The organism is Pseudorhodobacter wandonensis (assembly GCF_001202035.1).
Taxonomy (GTDB): Bacteria; Pseudomonadota; Alphaproteobacteria; order Rhodobacterales; family Rhodobacteraceae; genus Pseudorhodobacter; species Pseudorhodobacter wandonensis.
In genome coordinates, this window is sequence record NZ_LGHT01000036.1 from 305,296 (window position 1) to 316,846 (window position 11,551).

General features: G+C 56.0%; 10 protein-coding genes and 1 pseudogene. 9 read left to right on the forward strand and 2 right to left on the reverse strand.

The window, feature by feature from the left end; all coding sequences use genetic code 11:
• Position 1 precedes the first annotated feature (1 nt).
• The 6 genes from AKU79_RS12345 (at position 2) to AKU79_RS12370 (ending at position 8,347) form a co-directional block, all read left to right on the forward strand.
• Complete coding sequence (locus AKU79_RS12345; RefSeq protein ID WP_050523878.1) at positions 2-1,093, forward strand: ABC transporter ATP-binding protein; 1,092 nt, start codon at positions 2-4, stop codon at positions 1,091-1,093.
• A 162-nt stretch (positions 1,094-1,255) separates the two neighbouring features.
• The gene (locus AKU79_RS12350; RefSeq protein WP_050523879.1) at positions 1,256-2,116 is read left to right on the forward strand and encodes a hypothetical protein; all 861 of its coding nucleotides are present in this window, start codon (positions 1,256-1,258) and stop codon (positions 2,114-2,116) included.
• Between the two features lie 80 nt (positions 2,117-2,196).
• The gene (locus AKU79_RS12355) at positions 2,197-3,198 is read left to right on the forward strand and encodes a TDT family transporter (RefSeq protein WP_050523880.1); all 1,002 of its coding nucleotides are present in this window, start codon (positions 2,197-2,199) and stop codon (positions 3,196-3,198) included.
• Positions 3,199-3,319: 121 nt separating this feature from the next.
• The gene (gene guaB / locus AKU79_RS12360) at positions 3,320-4,768 is read left to right on the forward strand and encodes an IMP dehydrogenase (protein ID WP_050523881.1); all 1,449 of its coding nucleotides are present in this window, start codon (positions 3,320-3,322) and stop codon (positions 4,766-4,768) included.
• Between the two features lie 3 nt (positions 4,769-4,771).
• On the forward strand, positions 4,772-5,938 hold the full coding sequence (locus tag AKU79_RS12365; protein ID WP_050523882.1) for an RsmB/NOP family class I SAM-dependent RNA methyltransferase: 1,167 nt from the start codon (positions 4,772-4,774) through the stop codon (positions 5,936-5,938).
• 96 nt (positions 5,939-6,034) lie between these two features.
• A complete protein-coding gene (locus tag AKU79_RS12370) occupies positions 6,035-8,347 on the forward strand; it encodes a hybrid sensor histidine kinase/response regulator (protein WP_050523918.1) in 2,313 nt (770 codons plus the stop codon).
• A gap of 856 nt (positions 8,348-9,203) precedes the next feature.
• Here AKU79_RS12370 and AKU79_RS12375 read toward each other — a convergent pair.
• Positions 9,204-9,875 (reverse strand): annotated as a pseudogene (locus AKU79_RS12375) (IS256 family transposase); the annotation flags it as partial.
• A gap of 86 nt (positions 9,876-9,961) precedes the next feature.
• Here AKU79_RS12375 and AKU79_RS12380 point away from each other — a divergent pair.
• The 3 genes from AKU79_RS12380 to AKU79_RS12385 are packed head-to-tail and all read left to right on the forward strand — an operon-like array spanning position 9,962 to position 10,847.
• On the forward strand, positions 9,962-10,192 hold the full coding sequence (locus AKU79_RS12380) for an IS110 family transposase (RefSeq protein WP_050523883.1): 231 nt from the start codon (positions 9,962-9,964) through the stop codon (positions 10,190-10,192).
• A gap of 3 nt (positions 10,193-10,195) precedes the next feature.
• Positions 10,196-10,342, forward strand: coding sequence for a transposase (locus AKU79_RS19530; RefSeq protein ID WP_197087313.1), 147 nt, complete (start codon positions 10,196-10,198; stop codon positions 10,340-10,342).
• Positions 10,343-10,370: 28 nt separating this feature from the next.
• Positions 10,371-10,847, forward strand: coding sequence for a transposase (locus AKU79_RS12385; protein ID WP_197087315.1), 477 nt, complete (start codon positions 10,371-10,373; stop codon positions 10,845-10,847).
• A gap of 25 nt (positions 10,848-10,872) precedes the next feature.
• On the opposite strand, the gene tnpC is transcribed toward AKU79_RS12385, so the two are convergent.
• Positions 10,873-11,551, reverse strand: a 679-nt coding sequence (gene tnpC, locus AKU79_RS12390) for an IS66 family transposase (RefSeq protein ID WP_156209708.1), incomplete at its 5' end; no start/stop codon positions are given.

Genomic DNA, 11,551 nt, shown 5'->3' on the forward strand with positions numbered 1-11,551 from the left:
TATGGCGGATCTAAAGCTAACGAATGTTGAAAAAGCTTATGGCGAGGTCAAGGTTCTGGCCAATATCAACCTTGATATCAAACAGGGCGAGCTGATTGTCTTTGTCGGGCCTTCGGGTTGCGGGAAATCTACCTTGCTGCGGATGATCGCGGGCTTGGAACGCATTACCGGTGGCACGTTGGAAATTGACGGCCAAGTGGTGAATGACGTGCCCCCCGCCCAGCGCGGTATTGCGATGGTGTTTCAATCCTATGCGCTGTATCCGCATATGACTGTGCGTGAAAACATGGAATTCGCGCTGAAAATCGCCAAGAAAACCAAGGTCGAAATTGCGGCGGCGGTGAACAAGGCCGCCGATATTCTGCAGTTGACGCCATATCTTGACCGTTTGCCAAAGGCGCTTTCGGGCGGGCAGCGGCAGCGCGTGGCGATTGGCCGCTCTATTGTGCGCGACCCCAAAGTGTATTTGTTTGATGAGCCGCTGTCCAATCTGGATGCCGCCTTGCGCGTCGCCACACGGATTGAGATTGCCCAGCTGAAAGAACAAATGGCCGACCGCACCATGATCTATGTGACCCATGATCAGGTCGAGGCGATGACACTGGCAAGTCGCATCGTGGTGCTTGCAGGGGGCGGGATCAGCCAGGTTGGCACGCCGCTTGATCTGTATGAACGGCCACAAAACGAGTTTGTGGCGCAGTTTATCGGCTCGCCTGCAATGAACTTGCTGGCGGGTGAGGTGGTTGAGACCGGCGCTGAAACGCTTGTCAAATTGGACGGCGGCGGTATGGCGCGGTCTGCCATCCCGACGCTTGCAGCGGATTTGGGGATGAAAGTGAATGTCGGCGTGCGGCCCGAAGATTTGATTGCAACAGATCATGATCCGGTTTTCACCGGCGAGGTCGAATTTACCGAAGCATTGGGCGAGGTGACCCTGCTGTATTTCAAACGGCAAGGGGGCGCCGATCCCGTTGTCGGCAAATTGCCGGGCATTCATGCAGGGCTGCGCCATAAACGGGTTGCCCTGACAGCCGATCCTAAAAAGGTGCATCTGTTCCACAACGGTCTGTCACTGCTGTATCGGCAGCGCTAAGTCAAAGCGACAAGCACAAGGAATGCCGTACCGAGCAGCATGAATATCAGCGCAGGCACCCATAGGGTGTAGCGCGGTTCGGGTATGTGTTTGATGCGATTTCTCCATGTTTGGTGTTGCCCCTTAATGCATCCTTCAGGTTTCTAATGCCTTAACAGTGGCATGGATATTTTGTGGGATCAGGACTGCGAACCCGAGTGGCAGGCCCGTATGGCAGGGTTGCCCTATCCTGCCTTGCGCCAAAGCTGGGCGTTTGGCACTGTGATGCAGGGTCTCGGCGCCTCGGTACGGCGCGCGGTGATTTGTGACGCGGGCATCGCGGTTGCCGCAGCACAGGTTTTGCAACGGCGACGGCTGCGCCTGATCGGGCAGGGGCCGGTTTGGTTGACAACGCTAGAGCCGGGGCAAAAACGTCAGGTGCTGCGACAATTGGCGCGATTTGCCGGTGCCTGCATTGTGACCCCGCATGATCCCGTCGTCGGTTTTGGGATTGTCCCGCTGATCACACCGAAATGTTCTGCGATTTGGAACATCGACATGCTTCCCGCCGAGTTGCGGCAAAACCTGCACGGCAAATGGCGCAACCGCTTGCTGCGGGCCGAAGAAGGCTGCAAACCGGTGGTCCTGACGCGCCCCAAGCTGCAAGAACTTGTTGCATATGAGGCCATTCAGCGTGTTGGCCGCGGCTATAAAAACCTGCCCGGAACGATTGCTATGGATTGGCAAGGGGGCAAGCTGGCGATTGGCTGGCAGCAGGGCGGCGAATTGCACGCAGGTATGGTCTTCTTGATCCATGACGGGCGGGCAACCTATTTTCTGGGCTGGGCGAACCAAACTGCCCGCGCCAGCTTTGCGCACGGTCCGCTGCTTTGGCAAGCTGCGCTGATGCTGCGCGCGCGCGGGGTAAAGGCGATTGATCTTGGCGATGTGAACAGCGAAACTGGGGCCAGCCTTGCGCGCTTTAAGCTGGGGACCGGCGCAGAGGTGTTTGCTGCGGGCGCGACAAGCCTTGTGCTGCCATGATCGCGGATTAGGTGACAACGCGTCGCGATGTGCCGAATGCGCGGCCGTGGTAAGAGAGCGAACAGATGTAAGGAAACCCGATGAAACGTGCACCGATTTTTCCCGCCCCGCAATTCCCGCCAGTCAAACTGCGTGCCTTTCAAAGAATGCCGCCCGCTGTTTTTCCTGCAATCATGGGGCTGTTTGGCTTGGGTCTGGCCTTGCGCCGTGGAGCTGATGTGATCGGCTATCCTGTGGCGATTGCCGAGCTTGCATTGGGCGCGATTAGCTTTTTATGGCTATTTGCGGCACTGGGGTATCTGTTTAAACTGTCACAACGCCCCGCCGTGATACGCGAAGATCTGGCTATTTTACCGGGCCGTGCGGGGCTTGCAGCGATGTCAATGTGTCTGTTTTTGTTGGCGGCTACGATATTGCCCTATGCGCCAAATGCGGCGCTGGCTTTGGTCTTTTTGGGCTTGGGTTTGCACGCGGCATTGGTGGGTTTGGTGGTTATTGTTCTGGCCAATGGGCCTGCCGAGGGGCGGCATGTTACGCCCGTCTGGCATTTGAACTTTGTCGGGTTCATTATCGCGGCGCTTACATTGGCCCCTTTGGGTTATGTTGCTTTGGCAACAGCGATCTTTTGGGCAACGGGCCTTATCGCGGTTGGCATCTGGGCTGTTAGCCTTGTGCAATTGATCAAACGCATCCCGCCCGCACCTTTGCGGCCGTTGCTGGCGATCCATCTGTCGCCAGCCAGTCTGCTTGGATTGGTTGCGCAGTTGCTTGGGATGCAACAGGCCGCGAATGGGTTTGCGTTGCTGGGCGGGGTGATTTTGTTGGCAATGCTGGTGGCCGCGCGCTGGATAACCCAAGCCGGTTTTTCGGCACTTTGGGGGGCGTTTACCTTTCCGATTGCCGCCTATGCTAGCCTTTTGCTGGTTATGGCCGGCGCGACGGGCGCTGATAGCCCTCTGGTTTGGCTGGGTGCTTTGTGCCTGTTTGCGGCCATCGTCATTGTACCGTCAATTGCGCTGAAGGTATTGCAAGCCTGGACCAAAGGCAGTCTGGCCGCCAAAACCAACGCGGCCACGGCCTGACCCCTACTGCAACACCCCATGCCGCGACCTTGCGCCGATGATTTCCTGCATTCGGGGTTGCTTTCCGCCCCGATGCGTGAAACAGCAAACCGCCAAACGACCGCTCCCACGGAGGTACCCCATGGAGATTCGCGAGGCCCTTACATTCGATGACGTTCTGCTCGTTCCGGCTGCCAGTTCGGTGCTGCCATCCGATGCAGATACATCGACTTTCGTCACCCAATCCATCCGGATGAATATTCCGCTGCTGTCTTCGGCGATGGACACCGTTACCGAAGGCCGGATGGCGATTGCCATGGCGCAGGCGGGCGGTATCGGCGTGGTGCACCGTAACCTGACGCTAGAACAACAAGCGCAAGAGGTGCGGCGGGTAAAGCGGTTTGAATCCGGCATCGTTTACAGCCCGATTACCCTTAGCCCCGATCAAACACTGGCCGACGCCAAGGCATTGCAAGCCCGCTATAACGTCACCGGCTTTCCTGTGGTGGATCCGACGGGCCGCGTGGTGGGCATTGTAACCAACCGCGATATGCGCTTTGCATCTGATGACCGCACACCTGTTAAGGTAATGATGACAAGCGATAATCTGGCCGTTCTGAACGAGCCCGCCGATCGGCAGGCCGCGATTTCCCTTATGAAGGCGCGGCGGATTGAAAAGTTGCTGATCACTGACGGCAAGGGCAAATTGACCGGCCTTTTGACGTTGAAAGACACCGAGCAGTCGGTGCTGAACCCGAATGCGTGCAAGGACGAGCTGGGTCGTTTGCGCGTGGCTGCGGCCTCGACCGTGGGCGATGCCGGGTTTGAGCGTTCGCAAGCGTTGATCGATGCCGGTGTGGATATGGTGGTGATTGATACCGCACATGGCCATTCGGAAGGCGTTGCACGGGCGGTTGAGCGTATCAAAGCCTTGTCGAATGCCGTGCAAGTGGTCGCAGGCAACGTGGCCACAGCCGAGGCCACACGTGCGCTGATCGGTGCAGGTGCGGATGCTGTAAAGGTCGGAATCGGACCAGGGTCTATTTGTACCACGCGGATCGTTGCGGGTGTGGGCGTACCACAGCTGACGGCGATTATGGATGCGGCTTCGGCTGCGGGTAACGTGCCGGTTATCGCGGATGGCGGGATCAAATATTCGGGCGATTTTGCCAAGGCAATCGCGGCGGGCGCCTCTTGCGCTATGGTCGGCAGCGCCATTGCAGGCACTGACGAGTCACCGGGTGAGGTGATTTTATATCAGGGCCGCTCGTTCAAGTCGTATCGCGGTATGGGCAGCCTTGGTGCAATGGCGCGCGGCTCGGCAGATCGGTATTTCCAGAAAGATGCGGCCAGCGACAAGCTGGTTCCCGAAGGGATTGAGGGGCAGGTGCCGTACAAAGGCTCGGCTGCGGCGGTTGTTCACCAATTGGTCGGCGGTTTGCGGGCTGCAATGGGCTATACCGGCAACGGGACAGTCGCAGATATGCGCAAGAACTGTACATTCGTGAAAATCACGGGGGCAGGGCTAAAGGAAAGCCATGTGCACGACGTGCAGATCACCCGCGAAAGCCCGAATTACCGGATCGGTTAAGCCATGACACCTGCCGCCCGTTATGCCGCCGCCATTGAAATCCTAGATAAAATTCTGGCGGGGGTGGCGGCGGAAAAGGTTCTAACCAACTGGGCACGCTCAAACCGGTTTGCCGGTTCGGGCGATCGCTATGCATTGCGTGATATCGTGTTTGACGTATTGCGGTGCAAACGCTCGTTTGCCAGCCTCGGTGGGGCTGAAACCGGGCGCGGGTTGGTACTGGGGGCATTGCGGGCTGCTGGTCTGCCGCCTGAAAGCGTTTTTTCAGGCGCGGGCTATGCACCTGCTCCGCTATCCGCAGAAGAGCAAGCCGCTGGGCGAGCGCCTTCCGACTTTGCCGCGCTTGATTGTCCCGATTGGCTCGCACCCGAATTGCAACGGTCGCTTGGTGTAGATTTCGCACCAATAATGCATTGCCTTCAATCGCGTGCGCCTGTTTTCTTGCGAGTAAACCTGCGAAAAGCAACGCTGGAATCTGCAGTGCAGTCACTGGCAGCCGAGGGCATTGCCACTCGTCCAAGTGGTCTGGCCAAAACAGCGCTAGAAGTGACAGAAAACCCGCGCAAGGTGCAGAATTCTGCGGCTTTTCAATCCGGTCTTGTCGAGTTGCAAGATGCGGCATCGCAGGCGGTTGTTGAAATGCTTCCGCTTGGCGCGGGGGCGCGGGTGTTGGATTACTGCGCTGGCGGCGGTGGCAAGTCACTTGCGATGGCAGGGCAATGTAATGCACGCTATTTTGCCCATGATATTGCGCCCGAGCGCATGAAAGACCTGCCAGTCCGGGCAAAACGAGCGGGCGTGTCCATTGATCTGGTCGCAACCGCTGCCTTGCGCAAGGCAGCCGCATTCGATCTGGTTTTCGCCGATGCGCCTTGCTCTGGCTCGGGCAGCTGGCGACGTGCGCCTGAGTCAAAATGGGCGTTGACGCAAGAACGCCTGACGGAATTGTGCAGTATTCAATCAGATGTTTTGGCCAAAGCCAGTGCATTGGTATCAAAAAGCGGCTTCCTTTGTTATGCGACTTGCTCATTATTGCAGGTAGAAAATGAAGATCGGATTAACGCCTTTTTTGCCCAAAACACGGATTGGACATTGATCCGCCAAGGCGTCTTTACGCCGCTTGAGGGGGGGGACGGTTTCTATTTCGCGACCCTGAAAAGGCTGAGCTAGTTTCTTGCAACAACCTATGATTGAGTGCTTCAGTTAAGACCAAATTAATAGAATCCGTTCTATGGTCGAACACACAAACAATGGTTGGAGCTGATTGTGGCGCAAGCCGAGAATTTACAACACAGTCTGACAAGCACAGCAAAAGATCTTGGTCCTAAGGCCTGGTTGCTTTTGGCCGCAGCATTTGGCTGTTTGGTGGTCAGTCTCTTTGCGCCCGACACCAAAATGCAGCAGGTCGCCACGGTTGCCGGTGTCAGCTTTTCGGCACTCGTATTGCTAATTCGTGGCCTTGTTTTCTGGGCGAACCGCGCAGACCGGCGGCGCGCACGTGATTTGCAGGCGCTTGTTGGAAAAGATACGACACCGTGTTTCACCACGGATGATTTTGGCCATGTCTTATTCATGAATAGCGCGGCGCAGACCCGGTTCAGCTCGGCCAATGGCGACACATTGATCGCTAAGCTCAATGACCACTTTGCAAGCCCGGCATCAGTATTGTTTCGATTGCAGAACCGTGCAAAAAATTCCGGTGCCGCAAGAGAAGACGTCGTTACGCGACATGGGCACACGCGCCTTTCAGTACATGCTTTTGCCACAGGTCGTTACTTGTGGCGGCTTGAGGAATTCGTCGACCGGTCACACTCTGGACGCGGCGCAGAAATGCTCAGTCTTCCGATGATGATTGTGAATAAGACAGGCGTCGTGCTGTTCACGAATGAGGCTATGCGTCGCTTGATCGGTTCTCGACCCAAGCGGATTGATCGGGTCTTCAACTCTCCGATTTTACGATCTGGTGAAGAAGTTACGGTTGCTGGCGCTGATGGCCCAGTGCGCGCAATCCTTGCGGAAATTGACGGAATTGGTGAGCGCCGGGAAATCTATTTGCTGCCCATTGATGAGCGGCCCGATGGAAATGAGACCGTTGCAGATTTTGAAAATTTACCAATCCCCATGATCAAGTTTCGCGCTGACGGCACGATGCACGCAGTGAATGCTGCCGCACGAAGCCTGACAGTTCTTGGCAAGGACGAAATGCGTCCAATACATGATCTGTTTGAAGGTTTGGGTAGGTCTGTTTCGGACTGGATGGATGATGTGCTTGCCGAAAGAGTTAGTACCGCAACAGAGGTAATGAGGCTGCACCGCGAGGGAGGGAGCGATGTATTTGTTCAAGTTTCCCTGAAGCGTATCATCGATAGCGGGCGGTCTGGGGTACTTGCAATCTTGCAAGATGCGACGGCACTCAAAACTCTAGAAGCTCAGTTTGTGCAAAGCCAAAAAATGCAAGCGATCGGCCAGTTGGCGGGTGGGATTGCTCACGATTTCAACAACCTCTTGACGGCAATTTCTGGGCATTGCGATTTATTGTTGCTACGCCATACGCAGGCCGACCCAGAGTATGCCGACCTTGTACAAATTCACCAAAACGTAAACCGTGCCGCAAGTCTGGTTGGGCAATTGCTGGCGTTTTCGCGCAAGCAAACTTTGAAACCAGAGTTAATTGATTTGCAGGACGTGCTTTCTGACATGACGCATCTGCTGAATAGATTGGTGGGCGAAAGGGTCAAGTTGGTTCTGTCGTCCTCGCCAGATCTGGGAATGATACGGGCGGATAAACGGCAGTTAGAACAGGTCGTAATGAACCTGGTTGTCAACGCGCGCGATGCGATGGAGGACTGTGGCGTCATACGACTCGAGACTGAAACAATTACACTCGAGAAAGACACACAACGTGGGCGTGTCACAATGCCTGCAGGGGGCTATTCAATCATTCGCGTAATTGACGAAGGCTGCGGCATCGCGCCGGATCAACTTGAGCGGATCTTCGAGCCGTTTGTTACCTCCAAAGGCGTTGGGAAAGGCACTGGCCTCGGCCTTTCGACGGTTTATGGAATCGTGAAACAATCTGGCGGATTTGTTTTTGTCGACAGCACACTTGATCAAGGCTCTACATTTACTCTGTGCTTTCCCGTACATGCAGGTTCCGTGGCTCCCAAGCCGGCGCTGCCCAAGTTGGATGCCTCTGTTTTAAACAAGTCCGTAGAAGGCGTGATTTTGCTTGTTGAAGATGAGGCACCGGTAAGAGCATTTGCTTCGCGTGCATTGCGGCTTCGCGGCTATACAGTTCTCGAGGCCGAAAATGCTGAGGCTGCACTCAAAACACTGGAGGATGAGTCTCTTGAAGTGGATGTGTTTGTGACTGACGTGGTAATGCCGGGTTTGGATGGTCCTGCATGGGTAACTGAAGCATTGCGCGATAGGCCAAATGTGCGAGTAGTTTTTGTATCAGGATATGCTGAGGATTTTCTTTCAGAAAAACAGGCACGTATCCCTAATTCGGTTTTTCTTGCAAAGCCTTTTTCGCTGACTGAGCTGGCATCTATTGTACATGATCAAATGATGCACTAACGGCAGAAATATGGGCTCAGCATATAAAGGTGCGGCTGTTCACCGACCATTGAGATTGGCGTTATGGCTTTTCGCGGAGGCCTTCGTAACTTGTGTTGCAGCCTAGAGGAGTGTCTCCACCCGATGATCGAGTTCAAATGTTGGTGTATCGTGCGTCTTTGGTCTATCGGTATCATGCATTCAGGCGGTGGTCGGCGTGTATCGACCCAGCGGAATTTGCTCAGGTTAAGCCGCTAATGCATATGTCTCATCTGGAGTTTTTATGTCCAGCGCCTGATGTGGGCGTCGGTTGATGTTGAAGCTTATCCAGTTCCCGATTGCGCGGGCTGCGTGTTGGATGCTGTAGAAGCGTTGTCGTTGAACACATTGCACCTTTAACTTCGGATCACGTGCTCAACCATACCGTGTTTTTGGGGGCGGTGAGGCGTAATAAATTCCTGCTTCAGACTGTAGCTGCGAACCAGTGCTATGTATTTCCGGCTGGTAAAAAGCAACCGATATCGTTGCGAAGCAGGAACTACTTGTCTAACTTCCCCAAAGTGCCGAACCTGCTGATCAACGCGTGCTCGAGCACGCTGGCTCTTATCGTGGCTTTACCAGAGCGCGACAGCCGCAATCCCGGAATTTCGCGGGTGTGGCAGTCGATCGCCAGGGTCAAGGTGGTCCCGACCAGACGCGGCACAGATCAGTAGACCTGTAGCCCGGCAGGCGAAGCTTGTATCACCGAGAGGGGCGTTCATTTGGAGTTTCGACCGCCGACGGCATGCCCTCAATCGTTGGGCGCAAGCCGACCGGGCGCTTTAGAACCTGCCAACCTTTGATCTGGAATTTCCGTTGGACTGTGTTCTTATTTATGCTCGGCGGCCACGACCTTGCGGTCCTCCCAGGCGCAGAAGTTCAGCGAATGTCGGACAAGATACACAATGCAGGTTTGCACCGTTGCCTGCGGAAAGGCCGCTGTGATCGCCTCCGGGAATCCTTGGAGACCGTCTACGACCGCAATCAGGATGTCTTGGAGACCCCGGTTCTTCAGTTCGTTCATCAACGACAGCCAAAATTTGGCCCCTTCGTTCTCGGCAATCCTCAGGCCATGGACCTCGCAGACACCGTCCCGTGAGACGCCCAGGGCCACATAGACCGCCTTGTTCCTGACCATACGGCTGTCGGCATCGCGAATTTTTACCCGAAACGCGACGAAAATAACGATGGGATACTTTCGGTCCAGCGCCCGGGACCGCCACTCTCGGACCTCGTCCAGCACGGCGTCTGTGACGCGGCTGATCAGGTCGGGCGAGACCTGAAAGCCATGGACATCCTCTAGGTGGAAACGGATGTCTCGGACCGTCAGACGGGCGGCGTAGAGCCCGATGATCTTGTCATCCATGCCGTCGATCCTGGTCTGGCCCTTCCTGATCAGTTCGGGCTCGTAACGGCCGTCCCGGTCACGGGGAACCAAAATCGGCACCTCGCCGCCTTGACCTATCAGGCGCTTGCTGGTGCTGCCATTATGCCGGGTTGAATCGATGGGTTGGTTGCCGTCCAGGCCCTCCTTCTGTGAGGCGTTTGAGTGGCATGATCAGGTTTTTTATCAAAGCGCGCGAGGGAGGAAGGTCTATGGAGGATACTATTATTGGGGTGGATCTGGCAAAACGCATTTTCCAGCGCCACGGCGCAACTGGATCTGGTGAGCTGATTTTCCGCAAGAGGCTGACGCGAGATCCGTTTCGCGATTTCATGTCGCGTCAGCCGCCGAGCTCGGTTACTTTTGAATCTTGCGGAAGTTTGAGCTACTGGGCTCGTGAGATTCATATGCTAGGCCATGAGGTGCGTTTGATTGCACCGTAGTATGTGAAGCCTTTTGTTAAACGTCAGAAGAACGACAAAACCGATGCGGAAGCGATCGTTGTTGCAGCACGGCAACCTGAGATGCGTTTTGTTTCGCCCAAGAGCGAAGAGCAGCAAGCGTGCGCCGCAATCTTCCTTCCGAGCCCGTGAGCGTCTGGTGCGTCGACGGACGGAGTTGATGACTGCACTGCGCGGTCCGCTCTACGAATACGGGGCAGTCTTTCCTGTCGGCGTCAGCAAAACAAAGCGAATTCAAGCCCAAATCGACAGTGCGGATGCCGAGCTTCCCGCGCTGGTCGTCGCGGAGTGTCAGGATCTCCTATTGCAGATTTCCGAGCAAACAGCACGGATCGAAACCAAAACAAAGTTACTGGCACCTGTCGCCGCGAGCAGCGAGACAGCCCGCCGTTTGCAGACGCTGCCCCCTCTCGCGCATGCAAGCACGTGCTGTCGGGTAACGGGAGTCGGACCAATGGCGGCTCTTGCTGTAAAAGCATTTGCGCCGGACATTACGGTTTTCCGATCTGGCCGTGATTTTTCTGCATGGCTTGGCCTTGTTCCGCGCCAATATTCTTCTGGCGGTAAGGAGCGCCTGGGGCGGGTCTCAAAGGCTGGGCAGATAGATATTCGGCGCCTCTTGATAATTGGTACGTAAGCGGTCGCTGGGCAGCACGTTCAACTCAGCTTGACGGCCTGAAGTTCCATGGCAGCAGATCGTCGATGCGGCTTTGAGGATGGCCATTGGCGATCGCGGTCAGGGTTGCCTTCAAGTAGGCGAAGGGCTCGATGCCATTGATCTTGCAGGTTTCGATCAGGGAGGCGATGCGGCCCCAGGCGATTCCGCCTTCGTCATGGCCCGCGAAGAGTGCGTTTTTACGATTGAGGGCGATGGGGCGGATCAGGTTTTCAACCCTGTTGGAGTCGATCTCGACGCGGCCGTCGGTCAGGAATGTTTGCAACCCGTCCCAATGGTTATGGATGTAGGTCAGCTTTTCGCCCAGCCGGGATTTGGCGGAGATCTTGCGGCGTTGTGCCTGCAGCCAGTCACCGAAGGCCGCCACCAATGGCGCAGCTCGGGATTGTCGGGCAGAGAGACGCTGACCGGGCGAGATGCCACGGATGTCGGCCTCGACGGCGTAGAACTCGGCGATGCGACGCAGACCTTCGGCCGCGATCTCTGATCCGTCGCGGTCAAATACTTCCTTGAGCTTACGCCGCGCATGCGCCCAGCAATGCGCCACCCGAATGGGCACGCCGCCCTTGCGCGAGGGTTTGGTCAGCCGATTGTAGCCAGTATAGCCGTCGATTTGCAGGATGCCATTGAAGCCTGTGAGGAAATTTTCGGCATTCTCCCCCGCC